This is a genomic window from Variovorax sp. PBS-H4, assembly GCF_901827205.1.
In the GTDB taxonomy this organism is placed as follows: Bacteria; Pseudomonadota; Gammaproteobacteria; order Burkholderiales; family Burkholderiaceae_C; genus Variovorax.
The window spans coordinates 76,232-97,704 of the sequence record NZ_LR594677.1; the positions used below are offsets into that span (position 1 = coordinate 76,232).

Genomic DNA, 21,473 nt, shown 5'->3' on the forward strand with positions numbered 1-21,473 from the left:
CGGCGTTGGGGCTCGGCTTGCGGTGCGGCATGCCGTTCAGAAGGCGTAGCGGGCGCGGCGGCGGGCATCGCCGCGCTGCAGCCAGCCGATCACGGCGGTGCGCACGCGCTGGAGCAGCCGGTCCCAGCGTGTCGGGTTGCTCACGATCTGGGCGCGGTAGAACGAAGGACAGAGCACGGCTGCATGCGCGACTTCGCCGCAGTTGCCGCAGCCCACGCAGCTGTCGATGACCATGGCCACCGGGTCGGTGCGCAGCGGATCCGGGTTGTCTCGGATGGAGAGCGAGGGGCAGCCCGACAGCCGGATGCAGGAATGGTCGCCCGTGCAGGTGTCGGGATCGACGCCGAAGCGTTCCCGCACCACGCGCTGGCCGTCGGCGAGCGCCTGGCGCACCTGCTTCTTCTCGCGGCGCTGCCGGTTGAGCATGCATTCGCTCTGGGCGATGAGCACCTTGGGGCCTTGCTCGGGCGTGGTCAGCGCCTCGCGCAGCGTGGCCATCATGGCCTTCAGGTCATAGGTGCGCTTGATGGTGCGCACCCAGTCGACGCCCACGCCCTTGACGGCGCGCTCGATCTCGTGGCCCGTGCTGCGCGTTGGATTGAGCGCGCGCGAGGACGGAATGTCCTGGCCGCCGGTGGCCGAGCTGTAGTTGTTGTCGACGATGACGGTCAGATTGTCGCTGCGGTTGAAAACCGCGTTGGCGATGCCGGAGGTCAGGCCGTTGTGCCAGAAGCCGCCATCACCCATGATCGAGATCGCCCGCTTGGCGGCTGGGGCGCTGCCCGGGGCGACGGTGAAGGCAGCCGAGCTGGCGCTGCCCAAACCGTAGCCCATGGTCGTGCTGCCCAGGTTGAATGGCGGCAAGATGGAGAACAGGTGGCAGCCGATGTCGGCGCTGATGTGGTGCGCGCCCAATTCGCGCTCGATCAGCTTGATGGCGGTGAAGATCGGCCGCTCCGGGCAGCCGGTGCACAGGCCCGGAGGGCGTGGATGCACGGTCTCGCTCAACGGCGGGAGGTCGTCAGCTGCGGCAAGCCATCCTTGCTGGTACGCCATGATGCTGCCCACGGGGCTGCCCACGGGGATGCGGTTGCCATCGCCATCGTCCTGGGCATCGTCCTCCAGGTCGCCATCGGCGAAGGCCAGGGCTGGCTGGCGCATCGCCGGCGCCGGAGCTGCGGGCGGTGCGGCGGGCACCGCGATCACGGGAATGCCGATGGGACGCTGGCGCCGTTCGGGCTGGGCCTGGGGTTCGACGAAACCATAGCGCTCCAGGAAGGCGCGCACGCCGGCGAGCACCGTGGCCGTGTTGTAGTCGCCTGCCAGCGGCAGCACGTCCTTGCCGTGCAACTTGGTGTCGATGTCCAGTTGCCGCAGGATGTTGGCCACGTTCTGCTCGACGAAGTTCGGCTGTCCTTCTTCGACGACCAGCACGGCGCGCTTGCCACGGCAGAATCGCTCGAATTCGGCGTCCACCAGCGGATAGGCCACGTTCATGACGTACAGCGGGATCTTCGAGTCGCCATGCACGTTCGCTAGACCGAGCTTCTGCAGGGCACGGATCAGGGTGTTGTAGCCGCCGCCTTGCAGCGCGATCCCGACATCGGCCATGTCCTCCGCGAAGAATTCGTTGAGGCAGCGCTCCTCGATGAAGCGGATGGCCGCGGGCCAGCGCTGCTCGATCTTCTCGCGCTCGTGCAGGAAGGAGGCCGGCGGCAGCACGATGCGGTTGACGTCGCGCGCGGGGTTCTCCAGGGCATCCTTGACCGTGAAGGCCGGCCGGCGGTTGGCCCCGGAGATGAAATGCCCGTGCAGGTGGCAGGAGCGGATGCGCATCTGCAGCATCACGGGCGTGTGGCTGGCCTCGGACAGCTCGAAGCCGTCCTTGACCGACTGGACGATGCTGGGCAGGTTGGGCCGGGGGTCGAGCAGCCACATCTGCGACTTCATCGCAAAGGCGTGGCTGCGCTCCTGCATGATCGATGAGCCCTCGCCGTAGTCCTCGCCCACGATGATCAGCGCGCCACCGGTGACGCCGCCGGAGGCCAGGTTGGCCAGGGCATCGGAGGCGACGTTGGTGCCGACGGTGGCTTTGAAGGTGATGGCGCCGCGCAGCGGGTAGTTGACGGAGGCCGCCAGCGTGGCTGCGGCGGTCGCCTCGCTGGCGCTGTTCTCGAAGCGGATGCCGTGGTCGGCGAGGATGTCCTGCGCGTCGGCCAGCACGTCCATCAGGTGCGAGATCGGCGAGCCCTGGTAGCCGGCCACGTAGGCCACGCCCGATTCCAGCAGCGCCTTGGTCACCGCCAGGATGCCTTCGCCGCGGAACACCTCGCCTTCGCCCAGCCTGAGCTTCTTGACTTCCTCGACGAATGATCGCTCTGCCATCGTGTTCTCCTGTCTTGCTTCGGGTGCTCCGAGCCTTCCGATGAAGGCGACATTTGTGAAGCTTCGCGAGTCGGTGCGCTTCAGCCGGTGCAGCGTTCTGGGTCGATCAAGTGCCATGCCGGCCGCAACCCGCTCGGCGGGATTGGTGTTTTCCCGGATGTACGCATCATTTTTGATCTATGATAATAAAAAAAGACGGTGAATTTGAAGGGTTTTCCCCTAGATCATCAAGTATCGCCGACTAATATAATTAGCCGCAAATAACCTAGGAGACGCGATGAGCGGGAAATTCATTGAAAAGCACGGCATCTGGTCGGATACCCAGAAAGCCGCAGCAGCAGACGTCCTGAATAAAATTGAGAAAGCGGGGCTGCAGATGGTTCGGTTGTCTTGGCCGGATCAGTACGGACTGCTGCGCGGAAAAATGCTGTCGGTCGCCGCGCTCAAGTCGGCATTCGCCAGCGGCTCGGAGATCACGATGGCGCCGTTCTTTTTCGATACCGCCAGCGCCATCGTATTCAACCCTTTCTCTGCCGACGGGGGCCTCGGCAGCGCCGAACTGGCCGGCAGCCCGAACGTCGTGATGGTCCCGGACCCCACCACGTTTCGCATCCTGCCCTGGGCGGATCGCACCGGCTGGATGCTGGCCGACCTTTACATGACCAGTGGGCGCCCGTTCGCGTTGAGTCCGCGCGCCATCCTGAAAAAGGCGCTGGCCGAGATGCAGGACCTGGGCTACGACTACCAGGCCGGCCTCGAGGTCGAGTGGTATCTGACGCGCATCGTCGATCCCTGCCTGGAGCCCGAAACCCTTGGCGGCCCCGGAACGCCTGCGGCGCCTCCCAAGGTGATGCCGGTGGCCAAAGGGTATTCGTACCTGCTGGAGAACCACCTGGACGAGGTCGAGCCCATCATGGCCGAGGTGCGCCAGCACCTGTTGGCCCTGGGGATGCCCCTGCGCAGCATCGAGGACGAGTGGGCGCCGAGCCAGATGGAGACCACCTTCGACGTGATGCCCGGCCTGGAAGCGCCTGCCGCATTAGCCTCGCGCGATCATTCCATTTCATTTCAACCAAGGCGCCAGGGAGATGCCGATGCATAGGGCCATATTTGCTCATTCGCTGCTCGCCGCCATGATGATCGTCGAGCCCGCCCGTGGCGCGCCGGCGCCTCTGTTGGACACTGCCACATCATCCGGTCCGGACCTGATTCTGGCAAACGGACACGTCAAAACACCAGATGGATGGGCGGAAGCGCTGGCGGTCCATGAAGGGGTGATCATCGCGGTCGGATCTTCGGAAGAGGTCGCCAGGCTACGAAAAGACGGCACCCGGACCATTGATCTGGGTGGCCGCACCGTATTGCCTGGGCTGCACGATCTGCACGTGCATCCCATTTATGCCGGGGTGCGCGAGGCACAGTGCAAGATTCCGCAGGGGTCGAACCTCGAACGGACGCTCAACCTCGTAAGGGCCTGTGTCGACAAAGCCAAGCCGGGAGACTGGATCATCGGCGGTCAATGGGATGCTTCGGCACTGGGCAAGATCCCCAACCGAGCCATGCTCGACAAGGTGGCACCCAACAATCCAGTCTATCTGGAGGACACCAGCGGCCACAGCAATTGGGTGAACAGCCAGGTGCTGAAGCTGGCTGGTGTCACCAAAGAGACTCCCAACCCTCCTGGCGGCATCTTCGAGCGCGATGCTGATGGCGTGCCGAGCGGCGTGCAAAGGGAGTCCGCCGTCGATGTCATCTCGCGCATCACCCCCAAGCCGACGTTGGCGCAGGCAGAAGCTGGCCTTAGATGGTCGCTGCAGCAGATGCTGTCGTTCGGCATCACCTCCTTTACCGAAGCCGCTGTCGGCTTCACCGCCGGAGGGGCAACCGAGCTTGCGACCTATGCCGCTATCGCCGATGCTGGTCAGCTGAAGCAAAGGGTGCGCTTGTGCATCACGTGGGCGCCGGGCGTCCCTTCGACCCTGTCGGCGATTGCATCTCGCAACATTTATTCGCGGAATCGACTGGCGGCCGATTGCGTCAAGATCTTTCTCGATGGTGTTCCGACTGATAGTCATACAGCCGGCATGCTGGAGCCCTATGCGGGCGGAGTTGGTGGGCGCAACGATGAAGCCAGCCGCATGGGTCTGTTGCTGATACAGCAAGATGTCCTCGACAAGGCGGTTGCCGATTTCGACAGGCAGGGGCTAACAGTGAAGTTCCACGCAGCGGGAGATGCCGCGGTGCGTGAAGGGCTCAACGCCATCGAGGCTGCCCGCAAGGCCAATGGTTTTACGCCCAATATGCACAATGTCGGACATAATGTATTCGTTGCTCCCGGGGACATCAAGCGGGCACGAGCGATCGGTGCGACCTTCGAGGTTTCCCCTTATCTCTGGGGTCCCACTCCGATCAACGACGACATCACCAAGGCGGTGGGGCCGGAAACGATCGAGCGGGTTTGGCCGGTGCGCGAAATGCTGGAGGCCGATGCCTTGGTCGTGCCGGGCTCCGACTGGTCGGTTGTCCCGTCGGTCAATCCCTGGATAGGCCTGGAGCAGTTGGTTACGCGCCAAAGGTCCGGTGGCAGCGCGGATAGCTTTGGCAAATCCGAGGCGATCAGCTTTGAGCAGGCATTCCGCATCTTCACCGAAAATTCGGCACGGCAGGAAGGAATGGGAAACAAGGTGGGGCGCATCGTTCCGGGAATGCTCGCTGACATTATCGTCACCAATCAAAACCCGTTTGCCGTCCCGCCCACGAAGATCCACGAGACGCGAGTGGACATGACCTTCATTGAGGGCGAGCTGGTCTATCGGGCCGATGTTGGCGAGCCGGCGAAATGAGTGGGGCGTCGAGATGACGGGCCCGCTATCACGCCCACAGCCAATGAAAACCTGACGAAGCGGGGAATCTTGAGCTTCAAGTGGCGGAACGTCGCGTCATCTGAACGTCGGGGAATCTGTTGCAATCGGTCCAGCAGGGGGACGAGGCATGAATGAATGCAGTCTGACGCACGGCCCAGCAGACCGTTCTGCCTTGAGCTGACCAGCACCGTTGTCGAAGTCCTTCGGGCGACGTCATCGCGGGATGAACTTGTCACCTTGATGGAGGCGGTCGTCCGCGAGATGGGCTTCCGGCATTACGCGCTGGTGCATCACGACGACCTGCGGACGCCGCGACCCGACCGTGTCGATTTAAGGGACTATCCGCCAGCGATCATGGAGCGGCTCGTGACCCAGCGTCGCTTCAGGCGCGATCCCGTTATCCGCGGATGCATCTTTGCCGACAGTGCATTCCTCTGGTCCGACCTGCCTCGGATCATTCGCCTGGACCAGCAGGATCGCACGAGCCTGGAACGTGGCGCACAAGAGGGGCTGAACGAAGGCATCACGGTGCCGCATGTCCGGCTCGGCGAGCGTATGGGTTCCTGTACATTCGCAGGAATGTGCCGCCCCGAGCGTGCGCAGTTGTTCCTCGGTGCTGCGCAGATGATCGGTGTCTTTGCTTTCCAGGCGGCCCGCCGGCTGCTCTGCGGGGAGTTGCCGACTGTCCCATGCCGGCCGAGACTGCACCCGCGCCCGCGTGATTGTGTCATTCTGGCGGGACGCGGATATTCCAATAAGGAGATTGCCCGCGCGCTAGCTCTCACGCCTCGCACGGTTGATGGCTATCTGACCGAAGCGCGCCGCCTGTTTGGCGCGCAAGACCGCACCGAGCTCGTCGTGAGCGCCGTGCTTGCCGGGGAAATCGGTCTGGACGAGCTGAGGGCTCGTCAACCCGAGTAATCACTCGGTCTATTTCGGGCCGCTCATCGCTGCTCTCTTCCGGCACGACAGGTCTATGCCGGGAGAAACCTCTATGATCCATGTTATCGAAAATGATTTGGCAGCGGACAGCCAGCCGCTGCTTTGTTCGATGTTCGCCGACCGCAAGCGTCTTTTCGTCGACCTGTTCGGTTGGGATGTCCCGGTGGTCGATGACCAGTACGAGATCGACCAGTTCGACAATGCTCATACTGTCTATTTCATCGTCTCTGACGCACGCGGTGAGCATCAAGCCTCTATCCGGCTCTTTCCCAGTACCCATCCGCACATGCTTGGTACGCTCTTTTCTAATCTCTGCCCATTCGGGGTCCCCGTGGGCAATACGACCTGGGAAACCACGCGGCTATGTCTGCCCCAGCGACACGGTGCTGCCCGGAGACTCAAACTGCGCAACATGCTGTTCTCGGCAGTCGTAGATTTTGCGCTGGAGCGCGGGATCGAGCGCTTGACTGGCCTCATCCCCGATCCGTTCCGCAAGGAAGTCCTCGCGATGGGCTGGCAGGCCGAGCCGCTCGGGCCCGCCGTGCATCTCCCAGGCGGAGCGATCGGCGCCTTCCTCATCCATGTCCGTCCGGACACGCCCGAGCGGCTTCGCTGGACGGGTGTCTATGCCGATGCTGCCGATCGGGTGTCGGCATGAGCGCCGCCGTCGATCGCCACGCCGCGATGCTCGCGCGCGATGGCTGGTGCGTGTTCGGGCGCGGCGTCGAGCCTGCCCTGATCGCTGGCATCGAGGCGGATCTGAACCCTCGCTTCGCTGCGACACCGCTATGCCAAGGGGCATTCTACGGCGACAGGACGAAGCGTTTCGGATCGCTGCTGACCCGCTCGTCGGCGATCGAACGCCTGGCGAGGCATCCGCTGATCCTGGAGATCGTCGAGCAGATGCTCCTGCCATGGTGCGAGCGGATCGCGCTCAATCTGACCCAGGCCATCGAGATCCACCCCGGTGCTCTGCCCCAGCTGCCGCACCGCGACCAGGACATGTGGCAAGGGCCCAAAGGCAGCCTCGAATATCTCGTCAACGTAATGTGGCCGTTGACCACCTTCACGCGGGAGAACGGCGGCACGCGAATCTGGACGGGAAGCCACCTCGAGCAGGACATTCCGGTGCTTGCCGAAGAGGACGTGGTCGTGCCAACGGTGTCGCCGGGCGACGCCCTGATCTTCCTCGGCTCCACCCTGCATGGCGGTGGCGGCAATGCCAGCGCGGCGCCTCGGCGCGGCATCGTCATCAGCTACTGCCTCGGCTGGCTGAAACCCTTCGAGCTGCAATGGCTAGTCTACCCACCACAGGTAGCGCGCCACTTCTCGCCGGAACTGGCTGCGCTCGTCGGCTACGCCCAGCACCGCCCCAACCTCGGCAATGTCGAGGGCCAATGCCCCTCGATCCTGTTGCGAGACAGAGTGCCGGACCATCTGCCGTCGATCGACGCGCTGCGGCCCGACCAGGCCGAAGCGGCCGAGATGTTCATCCGCTCCCAGATGGGCGAGATGGGCTGACGAACGCCGTGAGCGGGACCGCGCATCTGCCGGACTGGCGCGACCGGGCGGCCTATGATGCCATCCCGGCGCTGGGCCGCGATGCACTTGCCTGGGAAGTACTGCGCCGGAATTCTGCTTATTGGCGATTTGCCGCGGCCAGCGCGTTGACCGCGGAGATACCCGCAGGCGAGCCCGGCTCCGCGGGCGAATGGGGGCTGCACTTTCCCTGAGAATCCGGAGCTCGATTGCGTCCACGCGGCACCCATGTGGAGAGCGGACGTCGATGCGCGCGTGCTGTTGGTCGGGGCGAGAGCGACGACCCGGCTCGATGCCACGGACATTCGCCGCTTCGATTCGCGCATCCTCCCGGATGCGGATGGCGAGCACGTCCGCTTCATCGCCCATGGCGAGATATTTCGCCTGGATGTTGTCTCGGGGACCGTAATGTCAGGTCCCGTCCACCTGACCTACCTGCTCGCACAGGATGGGCGGCTAGCCCAGCAGATGGACACTATCCGGCGACTTGAGCATAGACTTGCGGGAACTGAACCTAGCGCGGTCGAGAGGGCTTCCAGGGTAATACGATCGGCCACGGCGCTGCGCGCGCGCGATGCCCGCGCGGATGGCGCATCCCTCAGGGAAATCGCGACCGAACTGTTGGAGGGCGGCGAATGGCCTGGGCCGGGAGAATACCGCAAGTCCGCCATACGCCGGTTGGTCGCAATGGGTGAAAGCTTGGTCAGGCAGGGACCGCTGCCGATCCTGACCTGGTGACCCGACGGCTAATTCTTCAGGACTTCTGGCGGAAGGTCGTTCATCAGCAGGACGTAGGTTTCGATGCCGAGAGGTTTTGCGATCTCATCGAGCCGGTCGATAGTGACACTATACTTCTGACGTTCGAGAGCGCTGATGTAAGTTCGATCGACCATCGCGGCATCTGCCAGCGCTTCCTGTGACAAGCCTCTCGCGGCACGTAGAACGCGCAAATTGTGGGCAAGAGTCTTCCGGCTCGACATAAGCGATGTTGAGCCCGCTTGCGGGCCTTTTAGCCATGGCGTAAGGTCTCCAAATTGATGAGCAAACACCACATTTGGAGTTTCTTGTGCTGCGGAATGTCGCGCCAAGTGGTCAGGTAACGGGCTATGATCGGCAAACCCTTCCGATTTACGCCGAGTTGCTCGACGCCGACGCTGCCGGCATGGGCTGGGCCGAAGGAGCACGACTGATCCTCGGCCTCGACGTCGCGGCCGATGGCGAGACCGCGCGAAAGTGCTGGGAAAGCCATCTTGCCCGCGCCCACTGGATCGTCGGTGAGGGGCTTGGTTCCGCACTGGAGGCGTTCGGCCGGAAATCCGAACAGGCTGGTTAAGCCCAAAGTTTAATTTGGCGCCTCGCGCTTCGGGCGGGTCTGCGCCGCCCCGTCGGCACCCTGCCCTCTCACCCGGGTGTGTCGAAATGCGAGTGCCGGTTTTCGACACTCCCCGCGCGCGCGATCCGTCGGCATCACCCGATCCACCCGCCGCGCGTCGCGGCGCGATACATTTGGATCGAAGCCATGAACGACGATGATCAAGTCGCCCGCGCGGGCCTCGCACTGCGCGGCTCCCCTTTCTTGAGCCCCGAACAGGCCGCACACTATCTTGGCGTTTCGGTGCGGACGCTCCAGGAACATCGCAGCGCCGGCACCGGTCCGCGCTTCCGGCGCCATTGCCGCCATGTCCGCTATCATATCGACGATCTCGATTGCTGGTCGCTGGGCGCCCGCGGGGAGCGCGATCGTGATTGAGCGCCACACCGCGGCTGCCGCGCTCGCGCGCTGGGGCCAGAGCCTTCGCTTCGCCCGATCGCGGCGGCGGCGCTTTGCGCGCCGCGGCCTCGCCCTTGGTGGGCTCGCGGCCGCGCTCGCCGCCACGATCGCGCTCCCGCCGCGCCCCTTCCTTGTCTGGAATGCCAGCGCGAGCGCACCGATCGGGCTCTACCGTGTCGGGGGGACCGATCTCGCGACCGGCGATATGGTCATCGCCTGGCCGCCAGCTCCTGCCCGCGATTTCGCCGCGCGCCGGCACTATCTGCCCGCCAACGTGCCGCTGGTGAAGCGCGTCGCGGCCGAACCTGGTGATACCGTTTGCGCGCTCGGGCAGGAGATATTCGTCGATGGCCGCTGGATCGCGAACCGCCTGATCCGCGATGGCGCGGGCCGCCCGATGCCGTGGTGGACCGGCTGCATCACGCTCCGGCGCGGGGCGATGTTGCTGCTGATGGCCGATAGCCCCGCCTCGTTCGACGGGCGCTATTTCGGTCCAACGGACCGCGGCGATATCGTCGGCAAAGCAACCTTGCTGTGGGCGCGCTGAGATCGCTCGCCATCGCGCTAGCGCTGCTGGTAGCAACGTCGGCGCATGCGGAACTGGTCGAGCGTTGGCGTCCCTATATCGATGAAGCATCGGCCCGGTCAGGCATCCCGGCGGCATGGATCGAACGCGTCATGCGCGCCGAGAGCGCCGGAAAGACGATTTTGAATGGGCGGCCGATCACCAGCCGGGCCGGTGCGATGGGCCTGATGCAGCTCATGCCCGGCACATGGGCACAGGTGCGTGCGGCGCTTCGACTTGGAGCTGATCCGCACGACCCACACGACAACATTGTCGCGGGCGCTGCCTATCTGCGGTTGATGTACGACCGGTTCGGCTATCCCGGGCTGTTCGGGGCCTATAATGCCGGGCCCGCGCGTTACGCCGAGCATCTCGCGACGGGCCGAACGCTTCCCGGCGAGACGCGTGCCTATCTCGCGTCGGTGGGCGGTGTGACCGCGCAGCGGCCAGACTCAATGCAAACGGTGCCGGTGAACCCGATCTTCTTCGCCCTGCGATCGGCGCCATCCGGCAAGACCAGCGATCGAGCGGGTTCCCCGACACTCTTCGTGCCGCTCAGCACGGAATCGTTCGCTTCGGCTGAATCGCAACCGTGAAGCTAGCCTCGGCGCCCCCTCACTTGGCTGCGTTCACCTCGGCCGCCCAGCGTTGAGCATAGCCTTCGGGAAGGACAGCATCATGTGGCGTCATCGTGAAGCGGGGTCTCCTCGTTTTCAGTGCAATAAGTGACGGTACGAAAAGCTAGCACTGGCGCGGAGGTGGTGTTGGTAGATCGTTGATTTCATTGACTTTCCTGTTCACTTTCAAATCTGCGATTCGTGGCGTCAAACCGTGGTCGGTTTCATCCATTGGTGCCAGTTATCGATGCATTTGGCCGCGAAGGCAGGATTTGGTCAGCATAGCGGTCAACCGGGAAGCGAAACACACCCCGCAAGTTGATGCTCTCCAGCCTGGTGGGCGCAATCTTCCCGATCAGTTCCGGTGGAATGACCTGGCGGCGGTTCGACCAGCGATCCAGGACCGCCTGCATCTGTGAGGTATTCCACGCCATCACGATGTTGGCCATCAGGCTCAACGCATCGGCCACAGCCTGCATTTCATCGACACGTTTGGCCTGCGCCGGGCTGATCCGGCCGGTATAAATGGCGCGCTTGAGGGCGTTAACAGCCTCGCCCCGATTGAGCACCCGGCGCAACTCGTTCCTGAAAGCGTCCTTGACAAAGTAGTCAGCCAAAAACGCCGTACGCAGCAACCGCCCCAATTGCACGCCAGCCTCATAGATTGGATCGCCCTGGGCGGCAGAACCGAACCGCGCAAGAGCTGCCACCGCACTGGCATGTCCGCTCATGACCGAGGCTGCCAGGTGCACCAGACTATCCCAATGCTTTTCGATCAAAGCGACGTCGACATTGGCTTCGCACACCGCAGCGATTTCTGCGGGCACTTTGGTGCCGCGTGGCACAAAGAGGTGGCGCTGTTTGAGTTCCTTCAACCGCGGGCAAAGATCAAAACCAAGCAAACGGGCATGTGACATGGCAAAGTCGGTGTAGCCATGGGTATCCACAGCAAGCTGGCTGGTCTCCAGCTTTTCTTGGCGGATGACACCTTCAATGGCCACGCCCGCCTGGCGCTCATTGAGCACAAAGGGCTGCGCATGGAAGATGCCCCACCGGTCTTTTACATGGGAGTAGATTCCAATGGAAGGTGTGTTGCGCCGAGGATCAAGCCGGGCTTGCCACACCCGTTTGGTGGTCTCCATGGTCATCATGTCAGAAGATGCCAAATCGGACCGCCCCCAGGTGGCGGCAATCGGGTGTCGCTGCATGAATTCCAGCACAGCCTGGCAGGCCTGGCTCAGACGCCGTTCGTCCCGCGCCCAGCGCATGGCCTGGCGAATGCTGGTGGCAGACAATTGCGGAATCATGCGCGCGCATTCGACCGCAGTCAGACTGGTGCCGTGGGCCATGATGCCGGCATAGACCATCAGCAGCTCGTCGGTAGAGCGCGGCTCACGTCCGAGCATGATCCAGCTAAAGCGCACCTGGGCGTCAACGGCCAGAATCACTTCCGGCAATTGAACCTCACCGATGCGGTGATCCAAAGCCGCGCGCAGCTTGGTCACTTCTGGGTCTTCGTCCTCTGCGGGCAATGGCGACAAATGGAGTTCATCATCCACGCGCAGTACGCCACTGCGGGCTGCAGCGGCCACCGCATCGACACCGGCAGTTACTCTGGCCAGCAAAGGCTTCAAGAAAGTGGCAGCCTTGCTGGGTAACGATAGACGGGCATAGTGTTTCTTGGACTCTGCCTGCCAACGCTCGTCCGTGAAGAACAAGCGCGCACGACCCCGAAAGCTCAGGCTGTGCTCAATCCAGACCGAGCCATTGCGCACCGCGCGGCGCAGGGCAAACAGGGTGGCCACCTCCAACGCCTGAAACGCCCGTTCCCGGTCTGGGCTGGAGATCGAAACCTGCCAGATCATTCCCAGACTTGGTGCCACCACTTCAACTGGCAGCTTTCTGGATCCTTTGAGATATAAAGCTTGCAGCTTGGCAAGGTACTCGATGGCAGGATGCTCGCCGGTGGCCTGCCAGGGCAGCTTTGCAATGGCGACGAGCAACGACCGCACGGGGCGAATTCCATCAATCAATCCCTCGCGGACCAGGGAGGCCCTGCTCGGTGGTTTGCGTTTCTGGGTTTCGGTGATCAAGGCTTCAAGACGGGCACGCAACTCAGCATCTGGCACCGCACCTTGCGCGCTCAAGGCAACAAGTTCGCCGAGCAGCGTTTTGTACATTGCGGCCCAATTGACGGTAGCGGGGACATCGGCGGCAGCCTGACGCCACAGATCGGCGATCCGGCGCTGCACCATAAGGATCAACTGGTCTGTGGTGGTGAACAGGCAATACCGAAGAAAGCATGCGACCTCCACGGTGCGCGCTGGCTCTTTGATCTTGGCTCCGGCTGAGGGCGGCCTGGAGACAAGTCGGCGCGCGTAGCGGCGCAAGATGAGATCGGGGATGTCTGCCAGGTGCTTATGAACGTCCAGCGTGTAAAGCAGGTCGATGCGCTCCAGTACCTCGCTGATTTGGCGGGTTGAGTGTTTCGCCGGTGCAGCCCATAGCCAACTCTGCTGGGTTTGTCCATCTGGGCGCAGCTCTGAAACTGAGGCTCGCCAGCGATCAAGTGTTGCTGGATCAACGCTGGCGGCGATGGCGGTGCCTGTTTCAACTTCAAGCTGGGCAAGTGCCGCCGCAATCAGTGTCCGAATTGCCCGCTCGTGCACGATCACCAGCTTGTTCTTGTACAGCCATTGACGCGCCCGCACGAGTAGCTGATCGCGGTCGGCGCAGCGCGCCACTTCGTCGCGCAGTTCACGTACCAGTGAGCGGCGCTGGTGCTCGCTCATCCACTGGAATCCAAGGACCGTGCAGGCTACTTGTTGGTGATCGAATAGCGTGCGCCCGCGTTCATACATGGCTCTCAGCGAGGCGACTTCTGGTGCTGCAATGCCAAGCTCGTTGCCAAGGTGGCGCCACAAGGCTACTGGAATTACCCGAAAGGCACCGAGCAAACGCCCACTCATGCGCAGGAAACCAATATGGAGCGCCAGACCAAGCTTGTGGGAATCACCTCGGCGTGCATTGATTGCGTCGCGCTCGGCACCATCGAAGGTGAAAAATGCCTTCATCTCGAAGTCGCTGATATCGCGGGGGAGCCCACGCATCCCCAAAAACGTTGTGTGCCAACCCTGCATCGTGAACCTCAAAAGTGGGAGGCCACCATACCCGTTTACAAAGCGAACAGGAAAGTCAATGAAATCAACGGTCTACCCAGACCACCCCCGCGCCAGTGCTAGCTTTGCGTACCGTCACTTATTGCACTGAAAACGAGGAGACCCCCTTATCCATTGACACTTGAGGGGCGGCCTCTTCGCGCTTTTCCTTGGCGTGACAACGGTTTACGCGCGTTTTTCGGTCATGCTAACCAGGTTTTTAACCGTCTTTATAACCTTTTTATATAACCAGGTAGTTTTAACCAGAGGCTGGCGAAAAAAACGGCAACACGGCCCAAGCTACCGCGCAGCATGACCGGCCGCCGAAGGGGGGAAACCCCCCTTCTCGATCCCACCCGGCCGCAAGCGGCCTCCCATCCCCCCAGGGGCTACGCCCCTCGGCCGCCTTGCGGCCTCACCCCACAATGGAGCGCCTTCGGCGCTACGGCTTAGGAGAGCCAGGCGCAAGCGCCTGGCGGAAGGCAGTAAGTTCGAGAGCTTGCGAGGGGGCAAAGCCCCCTCACACTCCCCAACCAGGTCGCCGCGGTTCGACCGGCCGCGCGATCCTCAAGCATCGCAGCAGCTCCACCGCCGCAGGTTTTACGCCAAGGAAGGGGGTCGGCCAGCTCGGCCGGTGGCGCGGAAAGCGCCCCTCAAGTGTCAATGAAACGTGAGACGCGGGGCCAGGCCCGCGCCGATCACAAGCCGAGTTCGGAGTGAGAGCCGAGGCGCACCAGGCGCAGCGTGTCGGCGTCGGGCTTCTGGTAGATCAGCACCAGGTCGGGCTTGACGTGGCAATCCCGGTGATCCTTCCAGTCCCCGGTCAGCGCGTGGTCGCGGTGCCGAGGTTCCAGCGGCTGGTCGTCGGCGAGCGCGACCAGGACGGGCACCAGGTCGGCGTCGAGCGTGGCCCGGTGCTGCCCTTTCGCCTCGCGCTTGTAGTCGCGCTTGAACTGGCCGGTGCGCTCAATCTGCCGCATGCAGATCGGCCATCAGATCGTTGACGGTGGCGAAGCGCGGCAGCTTGCCCTTGCGGGCTTCCTTCATCGCCTCGATGGTGGTGGCGTTCGGAATCAGCGGCTCGAAGGGCAGCGCCTTGTCCTGGGCCACCTTCGTGAGCAGCAGCCGCACCGCGTCGGACACGGTAAGGCCCATCGCGGCCAGGACGGCCGCCGCTTCTTCCTTGATCGCGCCGTCGATGCGCGTTTGTACGAGCTGGTTTGCAGCCATGATTGGTTCTCCGGTTGGGTTCGTGAATTACATTGTAATGCACGCCAAGGGAAAGGGCAAGGTTTAGCGGCTAAAACGTTTAGCTAAAGTGCTTGACGATTAGGACATTTTGCCCTAATATAGCACTTGAAGGCCGGGCATTTCGCCCAGGTCAACTACCGGAGAAAGTCCGATGAACACCCAAGAGCAACCCGTTACCGCTTCCCTGGTCGCCGAGGCCCAGCGCCTCGACTTCCTGCCCGCCTACTTCGGCCCGCGTCTGATGATGCGCGGCGAGGCCCTGGTGTATGCCTGGCTTCGCCGGCTCTGCGAACGCTACAGCGGCGCGTATTGGCACTACTACACCTTGTCGGACGGCGGTTTTTACATGGCCCCCGACCTGGCCGACCGCCTGGAGATCGAGGTGGACGGCAACGGCTTCCGAGGCGAGTTGTCGGCCGACGCCGCCGGCATTGTCGCAACCCTGTTCGCGCTGGGTCAGCTCGCGGCCGAGGCCGCCGACACGGACGCCGGCGATGCCCTGATCGACCGCTATCACTTCCTGCGCGGCTTCGCAGCCAGCCACGCCGAGGCGGCCGCGATCTACCGGGCTATTGACTGATGAGGGGCGGCCCCGGCTTCGGCCGGGGCTTCCAGGAGGCGACCATGACCAGGAACAACGCTCCCCAGGCACCGACGAACAGCTACGCGACGGACGGCAAGTGCCACAACGCCGAGCCGGGCACCTACGGCCACGAATGCGGCAAGCCGGCCGCATGGATCGGCACGAACCACAAGGGGTTCAGCTCGGGATTCTGCGACGACTGCAAGCGCCACGGCTACGAAGCCCGCGACGTGATCGCGTGGCGGCGTGCTGACACTTGAGGGGCCGGCCGATGGCGAAGAAACGCAAGACGCCGGCCCAGCCGGGCCAGGACTGGAACGCGCCGGCGGCCGAGCTGCTGGCCGAGCTGCCCACCGACCGCGACGAGCTGCTGGCCGCCGCCGTGGCGGCCGTGGTGGAGATCGACGCGGCGATCATGCGCGGTGACGGTGCGGCCGCCGAGGCGGCCAGCGACCGATACGAGGCCGTCATCTGGAAGATGAACGGCGGAACGCACGTGGGCAGCATGGCCGACCACGACGCGCCCGGCCAGGTCATCGAGCGCCATTGCGCGGCGGTGCCTGGCGACGTGCCCTTGTGGGGCCAGCGCGGCCAGTTCCTGGTCGCGGATGGCGACATGCGCGCCCTGGTGGAGTACGAGGCCGGCTACGGCGGGCCGCTGGGTGCCCACTTCCAGTTCCACGTCATCGACCTGGACAGGCCGTTTATCTCCGAAACGGGCTACCGCTCGCACTTCGACACGGCGCAGGGCTGCATGACGGTGGACGAGGTTGCGCGCGGCATCCTGGCTGCGCAGCGAGCCGAGAAGAAGCGCCCGGTGATGGTCGAGGCCAGCTACCGCGACCGCCTGGCCGATGCTCCCCTGCCCGCTTGGCTGGCCGGCTTGGAGCCGCCGGCGCGGCGCGCACCGGCGACCGTCCTGGTGCCGCCGGGGTTCGTCCTGGTCGATGTGGTGCTGCCCTCGCATCGGGCCTTCATCGCCAGGCGCTGGGCGGCCGAGGCCGCGACCAGGATCAAGGCGGCCAGGGCCGCCGGGTTGGACGCCAAGGGAAAAATCACCGGCGCAGGCCCGGAGCGAGATCCCGCATCGCCAGAAACGACGATGACCTGCAGCATCGTCAAAGCCGACGATGCCGAGCCGGGCGAGGGCGGGCCTGTATCGCCGGAAACAACGATGCCGCGAGCGAGCGCGGCAACCTGCAGCATCGCCAGGAATGGCGATGGAGGCCCGGCCGACCTGGTGGAGTTCAAGCCCGGCCAGCGGTGCGAGATCGTGAGCGTCCATCACCCGGTTTTCGACCGCTACATCGGCAAGCGCATCATCATCGTGAAGGTGCATCCCGACACCCGCCAGGTGTGGGCGCACGACGACAGGCCGGTAACGTACAAGACCAATCGCGCAGGCCGGCGCGTGGTCGATTCAGACCCGAGCTGCATCCAGTCGATCTACGGCTTCGACCAGTTGCGGCTTATCACTTGACCAGGAGAACGAACGAATGACGAACGACGCCAATATCCGGCTGGAGTGCTTGAAGCCGGCCGAACGCTGGGCGCAACCGACCGGCGAGGAAGTCCGAGAGGTGCTGCGCCTGGCCGGGTTCAGCGGCAGCAAGGCCGCGAAGGCGCTGGGGCTGGGCGCGAAGGGCGACCGCACGATCCGCCGCTGGATCGGCGAGGACACCCCGATTCCCTATGCGGCATGGGCGATCCTGTGCGACCAGGCCGGGCTGGGCGTGATCTGGAAAGAGGATTGACGCCAAGGGAAAGGTTTTAGCGGCTAAAGTTTAGCCTTCGGATTCCGGTAAAGCGAAAAAAGTTTAGCTAAAGTGCTTGACAGGTTAGGGCATTTTGCCCTAATATAGCACTTGAAGGCCGGGCACATTGCCCAGGTCAACTACCGGAGAAAGTCCGATGAGCGACAACAAGATTATGCCCTGGATTGACGAGCTGGAGGGCGCGGCAGCGACCGACTTCCCGGCCCGCCGTGACGAGATCGCGGCCATGATGGCCGAGGCGGCCGAGCTGGTGTGCAAAGCCGAGGAACTGCGCGGCAAGGCGTACTTCGCCGGATGCTCCCTGGAGGGGCAGGCCAAGGGCCATTGGTCGATGGAAGCCGTCGAGCAGGCCAAGCGCCGGGCCGGCTGGTAAGAGCACATGGCCCGGTCGGCAACGGCCGGGCCTATCGAGGACGCCAAGAAGGAGTATTGCGTGAGCCGAGGCAAGATCAAGGGCGGCCCCAGGTGGAGGAACGCCCCGGAGTGATCCGGGGCGCTTGGCCTGGTGCTGGCACACCGTAACCATGCTTCCGAGTGGGAGCACCCAGCATTCAACACGTAAGCGCGTGGAGGGTCAAGCTATGTCCAACATCATCAAGTTCCCCAAGGAGATCGAGCAGCCCGCCGCGCCCGCGCCGGTGGAGCCTGCCGCCGCGTCTGCTGCCCCCAACAAGGCCCCCGGTGCTGGCCTGCTGGCCGGCCTGGTCAAGTTCGTATGGGTGGCGACCGTGCTGGTCTGGCCGATCCTCAAGTGGGTGCTGTCGATTGCCACCTTCTTCCAGTTCGTGCGGATGCTCTACCACTGGAACACGCCTGGCGTGTATGCCGGTTGGTCGTTCCTGGCGTACTTCGCGGTGCTGACCGCGATCACCTACTTCGTTTCGATCTACAAGCCGAAGGGGCTTTGACATGAAAAAACAGACCCTACCCTACCCGCCGGGATTCGTGGAGCCGAACACCGGCCGGGTGGCCGTCCTGGTGCGCGAGTACGCGGCCAGCGACTTGAACGGCGATGCGCCGGCCTATTGGTACAGCGCGCAATCCGAGGAATGGGGCCTTGACCCCTGGCGACTGGTGGAAGGCGTCGATCCGCACACCGCCGGCGGTCAGTTCGACGTGTGCTTTGCCAACGGTTCGAGCCGCACGGTCGGCCCGCTGATGACGTTCTTCATGAGTGCCGCTGACGCGGCCAGGTTGAACGCCAAGAAAGAAGATCACGCGCCCATTTTTAGCCGCTAAAACGCTTGACGCGGGCGGCGAGTTTAGCTAAACTTCTGCACATGGTCGGCGGCTGGCACCGCCTTTTGTTCAACAACCGGGTGTGGAGTTTATATGGGTGTTCTCCATGAAGAAACGGCTAACCGAAGCCCAATTCCAGGCGGCGATCAAGGGCCTGGAGATCGGGCAACAGACCATCGACATAGCGCGCGGCGTGCTGGTCGATGGAAGGCCCCAGGCCGAGTTTGTGGCCTCGCTGGGGCTGACCAAGGGGGCGGTATCGCAAGCGGTCAGCCGCGTGTGGGCAGTGGCGGGGGAAGTGCTCCCGCAGGGCTTCGAGCGGGTGACGGCGGTACTGCCGGAGCATCAAGCGTTCATCGTCAAGCGTTGGGAAGCCGACGCCAAGGGAAAGAGGAAACAGGAACCCAACTCATGAAAACACTGGTCACGGCAATTCAGAAAGGCGGTCAAGGCAAGACGTTCGCAACCTGCCACCTGGCGTTCGACTTCCAGGAGCGCGGCCTTCGGGTTGCAGTGATCGACCTGGACACCCAGGGCAATGCGAGCTGGACGCTGGCCGGCCACGACTCGGGCTATCCCGCCAGTCGCATGTTCACCGCCGGCGGCGACGAGCTGCGCGCCTGGTTCGCTGACCGGGAGGATGACGGCCTGGCGCTGATCGCGGCAGACGCCAACCTGGCGAACCTGGACAAGATGGAGCTTTCCCAGGCGGCCGCCGCGCTGCGGGCCAGTGTGGCCGCGCTGGGCGAGTTCTTCGACGTGTGCCTGATCGACACGGCCCCCTCCCTTGGCGTCGCCATGACGGCGGCCGTGCTGACGGCCGACTACATGCTGTCGCCCATCGAAATGGAGGCGTACAGCTTGCAGGGCATGAAGAAGATGGTCGCGGTCATCAGCAACCTGCGCAAGCAGAACCCCAAGCTGCGCTTCCTCGGCATGGTGCCGAACAAGGTGGACGCGCGGAAGCCGCGCCACGTCAACAACCTGGCGACGTTGCAGCAGGCATACCCGCAGCTCATCTTGCCGTTCAGCATCGGCGCGCGTGACAGCATCGCCGAGGCGCTGGGCGAGCAGATGCCGGTGTGGAAGATCAAGAAGACCGCCGCGCGGAAGGCCACCCAGGAGGTGCGTGCGCTGGCGGATTACGTGTTCACGAAGATGGAGATCGCGCAATGAGCGCCAAGACCAACGCCAAGAAGAAGGAGCAGGACAAGCCGCAATCGTCCGGGCTGGGCCTGGACGGGCTGGGCGACCTGGCCGGCCTGCTGAACGAGCAGCCGGCGGCCAACGCCGGCGGCGCAGGCCCGCAGGAGCTGCCGCTTGACCTGATCGACGAAGACCCGCACCAGCCGCGCACGGCCGACAACCCCGGCTTCTCGCCGGAGAGCATCGCGGAGATCGGCGAGACGATCAAAGCGCGCGGCGTGAAGTCGCCCATCAGCGTGCGCGAGAACCCGGACGCACCGGGGCGCTACCTCATCAACCACGGCGCGCGGCGCTATCGCGGCTCGAAGTGGGCGCACAAGACCACGATCCCGGCCTTCATCGACAACGACTACAACGAGGCCGACCAGGTTATCGAGAACCTGCAACGCAACGAGCTGACGGCGCGTGAGATCGCCGACTTCATCGGCCGCGAGCTGGCGAAGGGCAAGAAGAAGGGCGAGATCGCCAAGGAGATCGGCAAGTCGCCGGCCTTCGTCACGCAGCACGTCACGCTGCTGGACTTGCCCGAACCCATTGCCGAGGCGTTCAATAGCGGCCGGGGCAAGGACGTGACTGTCATCAACGAGCTGGTGACGGCCTACAAGAAGAACCCCGACGAGGTGGCCGCCTGGCTGGCCGACGACAGCCAGGAGCTGACGCGCGGCTCGGTGAAGCTGCTGCGCGAGTTCCTGGAGGACAAGCGCAGTCACGAGGACGGCGACCGTGATCCCAACACCGTCGATGCGCTGACCGGCAAGACCGACGCCGAGGCCGGCGACGGCGAGCAGGGGCCGCAGGATGATGACGCCAAGGGGAAGAAGGAGCCGAAGGAGGCCGACCCCGACAAGCTCAAGAAGGCCATCATCCAGGTCAAGCACGACGACCGGCCGGCACGGCTGATCCTCAACCGCCGGCCCCCGGCCGAGGGCTGGGCCTGGCTCAAATACGAGGATGACGGCCAGGAGTTCGAGGCCGACCTTGGCACCGTGCAGCTTGTCGCGCTGCTGGAGGGCTGACACGCCCAGCGCCGGGCATCGCCGACCACCGACCCCCACCCATCGCCCCGCCATCGAGCGGGGCTTTTTTTGCCCGCGTTTTAGCCGCTAAAAAAAGTTCAGCTAAACCGCTTGCGTAGTGTTGTATGTTGTAGTATGCTTCACGCTACAACATACAACCGGCCAAAGGAGGCCCGACATGGCGATCTCGAAGGAGCAGATATTTGCGGTGGCCGACGAACTGGACGCGGCCGGCCAGAACCCCACGCTGGCGAACGTGCGCAAGCAGCTCGGCAGCGGCAGCTTCACCACCATCAGCGAGGCGATGAACGAGTGGCGCGCACGCAAGGCCAGCCAGGCCGCCCCGATCCGCGAGCCGGCACCGCAGGCGATCACTGACAAGCTGGCCGAGCTGGGCGGCGACTTGTGGGCCGTGGCGCTGGAAATGGCGAACAACCGCCTGGCCGCCGAGCGCGAGGCGCTGGAGGCCGTGCGCCAGGAGACGGAAGCAGCGCGCCAGGAAGCCGCAGAGCTGGCCGACCAGCTCACCGGCGAGCTGGACGAGGGGTCTCCTCGTTTTCAG

Annotated in this window: 26 protein-coding genes and 1 pseudogene; 22 read left to right on the top strand and 5 right to left on the bottom strand. The window is 63.9% G+C overall.

From position 1 onward, the window contains the following. Positions 1-36 precede the first annotated feature (36 nt). The gene (locus E5CHR_RS31445; protein WP_068685872.1) at positions 37-2,385 is read right to left on the bottom strand and encodes a thiamine pyrophosphate-dependent enzyme; all 2,349 of its coding nucleotides are present in this window, start codon (positions 2,383-2,385) and stop codon (positions 37-39) included. 277 nt (positions 2,386-2,662) lie between these two features. On the opposite strand from E5CHR_RS31445, the gene E5CHR_RS31450 reads away from it, so the two are divergent. The 7 genes from E5CHR_RS31450 (at position 2,663) to E5CHR_RS31475 (ending at position 8,468) form a co-directional block, all read left to right on the top strand. Beyond that, positions 2,663-3,487, top strand: coding sequence for a hypothetical protein (locus tag E5CHR_RS31450; RefSeq protein WP_159597443.1), 825 nt, complete (start codon positions 2,663-2,665; stop codon positions 3,485-3,487). After that, positions 3,474-5,228, top strand: coding sequence for an amidohydrolase (locus tag E5CHR_RS31455; RefSeq protein ID WP_162584083.1), 1,755 nt, complete (start codon positions 3,474-3,476; stop codon positions 5,226-5,228). Before E5CHR_RS31450 ends, E5CHR_RS31455 begins: the two co-directional genes overlap by 14 nt. Positions 5,229-5,384: 156 nt before the next feature. Continuing rightward, the gene (locus E5CHR_RS31460; protein ID WP_083944710.1) at positions 5,385-6,170 is read left to right on the top strand and encodes a LuxR family transcriptional regulator; all 786 of its coding nucleotides are present in this window, start codon (positions 5,385-5,387) and stop codon (positions 6,168-6,170) included. Positions 6,171-6,243: 73 nt separating this feature from the next. Continuing rightward, entirely contained in the window at positions 6,244-6,849 is a 606-nt protein-coding gene (locus E5CHR_RS31465) for an acyl-homoserine-lactone synthase (protein WP_068683794.1), read from the top strand. Further along, positions 6,846-7,712: a phytanoyl-CoA dioxygenase family protein gene (locus E5CHR_RS31470; protein WP_068683792.1), complete on the top strand. Its 867-nt coding sequence runs from the start codon at positions 6,846-6,848 to the stop codon at positions 7,710-7,712. The genes E5CHR_RS31465 and E5CHR_RS31470 overlap by 4 nt, the downstream gene beginning before the upstream one ends. Positions 7,713-7,720: 8 nt before the next feature. Further along, complete coding sequence (locus E5CHR_RS32220; protein ID WP_232324498.1) at positions 7,721-7,924, top strand: transcriptional regulator domain-containing protein; 204 nt, start codon at positions 7,721-7,723, stop codon at positions 7,922-7,924. A 34-nt stretch (positions 7,925-7,958) separates the two neighbouring features. Further along, positions 7,959-8,468 (top strand): DNA -binding domain-containing protein, encoded by a 510-nt coding sequence (locus E5CHR_RS31475; protein WP_068683790.1) that lies wholly within the window; start codon positions 7,959-7,961, stop codon positions 8,466-8,468. Between the two features lie 8 nt (positions 8,469-8,476). On the opposite strand, the gene E5CHR_RS31480 is transcribed toward E5CHR_RS31475, so the two are convergent. Beyond that, entirely contained in the window at positions 8,477-8,782 is a 306-nt protein-coding gene (locus tag E5CHR_RS31480; protein WP_232324497.1) for a helix-turn-helix transcriptional regulator, read from the bottom strand. A gap of 14 nt (positions 8,783-8,796) precedes the next feature. Here E5CHR_RS31480 and E5CHR_RS31485 point away from each other — a divergent pair, with 14 nt between their 5' ends. The 4 genes from E5CHR_RS31485 to E5CHR_RS31500 all read left to right on the top strand — a co-directional run bounded on the left by E5CHR_RS31485 (position 8,797) and on the right by E5CHR_RS31500 (position 10,662). Next, positions 8,797-9,063 (top strand): DUF2285 domain-containing protein, encoded by a 267-nt coding sequence (locus tag E5CHR_RS31485; protein WP_198161340.1) that lies wholly within the window; start codon positions 8,797-8,799, stop codon positions 9,061-9,063. A gap of 186 nt (positions 9,064-9,249) precedes the next feature. Continuing rightward, positions 9,250-9,480, top strand: coding sequence for a helix-turn-helix domain-containing protein (locus tag E5CHR_RS31490; protein ID WP_083944709.1), 231 nt, complete (start codon positions 9,250-9,252; stop codon positions 9,478-9,480). Continuing rightward, complete coding sequence (locus E5CHR_RS31495; RefSeq protein ID WP_232062359.1) at positions 9,473-10,048, top strand: S26 family signal peptidase; 576 nt, start codon at positions 9,473-9,475, stop codon at positions 10,046-10,048. Before E5CHR_RS31490 ends, E5CHR_RS31495 begins: the two co-directional genes overlap by 8 nt. Further along, positions 10,036-10,662 (top strand): lytic transglycosylase domain-containing protein, encoded by a 627-nt coding sequence (locus E5CHR_RS31500; RefSeq protein WP_068683781.1) that lies wholly within the window; start codon positions 10,036-10,038, stop codon positions 10,660-10,662. The genes E5CHR_RS31495 and E5CHR_RS31500 overlap by 13 nt, the downstream gene beginning before the upstream one ends. 245 nt (positions 10,663-10,907) lie before the next feature. On the opposite strand, the gene E5CHR_RS31505 is transcribed toward E5CHR_RS31500, so the two are convergent. From E5CHR_RS31505 to E5CHR_RS31515, 3 genes are all read right to left on the bottom strand, one after another. Then, complete coding sequence (locus tag E5CHR_RS31505) at positions 10,908-13,823, bottom strand: Tn3-like element IS1071 family transposase (RefSeq protein WP_003158660.1); 2,916 nt, start codon at positions 13,821-13,823, stop codon at positions 10,908-10,910. Positions 13,824-14,539: 716 nt separating this feature from the next. Then, on the bottom strand, positions 14,540-14,821 hold the full coding sequence (locus tag E5CHR_RS31510; protein WP_011114071.1) for a type II toxin-antitoxin system YafQ family toxin: 282 nt from the start codon (positions 14,819-14,821) through the stop codon (positions 14,540-14,542). After that, positions 14,808-15,071 carry a type II toxin-antitoxin system RelB/DinJ family antitoxin gene (locus E5CHR_RS31515; protein ID WP_011114070.1) on the bottom strand — a complete coding sequence of 88 codons (264 nt, stop codon included), beginning with the start codon at positions 15,069-15,071 and terminating at the stop codon, positions 14,808-14,810. The genes E5CHR_RS31510 and E5CHR_RS31515 overlap by 14 nt, the downstream gene beginning before the upstream one ends. 172 nt (positions 15,072-15,243) lie before the next feature. On the opposite strand from E5CHR_RS31515, the gene E5CHR_RS31520 reads away from it, so the two are divergent. The 11 genes and pseudogenes from E5CHR_RS31520 to E5CHR_RS31570 form a co-directional block, all read left to right on the top strand. Continuing rightward, entirely contained in the window at positions 15,244-15,672 is a 429-nt protein-coding gene (locus E5CHR_RS31520) for an antirestriction protein (RefSeq protein WP_011114069.1), read from the top strand. 44 nt (positions 15,673-15,716) lie between these two features. Beyond that, positions 15,717-15,935 (top strand): hypothetical protein, encoded by a 219-nt coding sequence (locus E5CHR_RS31525; protein WP_012478187.1) that lies wholly within the window; start codon positions 15,717-15,719, stop codon positions 15,933-15,935. 11 nt (positions 15,936-15,946) lie between these two features. Next, positions 15,947-17,155 carry a hypothetical protein gene (locus tag E5CHR_RS31530; RefSeq protein ID WP_011114068.1) on the top strand — a complete coding sequence of 403 codons (1,209 nt, stop codon included), beginning with the start codon at positions 15,947-15,949 and terminating at the stop codon, positions 17,153-17,155. A 16-nt stretch (positions 17,156-17,171) separates the two neighbouring features. Continuing rightward, positions 17,172-17,429: a transcriptional repressor KorC gene (gene korC, locus E5CHR_RS31535; protein WP_011114067.1), complete on the top strand. Its 258-nt coding sequence runs from the start codon at positions 17,172-17,174 to the stop codon at positions 17,427-17,429. Positions 17,430-17,586: 157 nt separating this feature from the next. Beyond that, positions 17,587-17,823, top strand: a complete 237-nt coding sequence (kleA, locus tag E5CHR_RS31540; RefSeq protein WP_011114066.1) for a stable inheritance protein KleA — start codon at positions 17,587-17,589, stop codon at positions 17,821-17,823. A gap of 208 nt (positions 17,824-18,031) precedes the next feature. After that, positions 18,032-18,358 (top strand): KleE stable inheritance protein, encoded by a 327-nt coding sequence (gene kleE / locus E5CHR_RS31545; RefSeq protein WP_011114065.1) that lies wholly within the window; start codon positions 18,032-18,034, stop codon positions 18,356-18,358. A 1-nt stretch (position 18,359) separates the two neighbouring features. Next, the gene (locus E5CHR_RS31550; protein ID WP_011114064.1) at positions 18,360-18,689 is read left to right on the top strand and encodes a DUF2761 domain-containing protein; all 330 of its coding nucleotides are present in this window, start codon (positions 18,360-18,362) and stop codon (positions 18,687-18,689) included. Between the two features lie 106 nt (positions 18,690-18,795). Next, positions 18,796-19,104: a transcriptional regulator KorA gene (locus E5CHR_RS31555; protein WP_011114062.1), complete on the top strand. Its 309-nt coding sequence runs from the start codon at positions 18,796-18,798 to the stop codon at positions 19,102-19,104. Next, positions 19,101-19,865, top strand: a complete 765-nt coding sequence (locus tag E5CHR_RS31560; RefSeq protein ID WP_011114061.1) for a ParA family protein — start codon at positions 19,101-19,103, stop codon at positions 19,863-19,865. Before E5CHR_RS31555 ends, E5CHR_RS31560 begins: the two co-directional genes overlap by 4 nt. Then, the gene (locus E5CHR_RS31565) at positions 19,862-20,911 is read left to right on the top strand and encodes a transcriptional repressor gene korB (protein WP_011114060.1); all 1,050 of its coding nucleotides are present in this window, start codon (positions 19,862-19,864) and stop codon (positions 20,909-20,911) included. Before E5CHR_RS31560 ends, E5CHR_RS31565 begins: the two co-directional genes overlap by 4 nt. Before the next feature lie 178 nt (positions 20,912-21,089). Beyond that, positions 21,090-21,467: pseudogene (locus E5CHR_RS31570) on the top strand (DNA-binding protein); the annotation flags it as partial. Positions 21,468-21,473 lie beyond the last annotated feature (6 nt).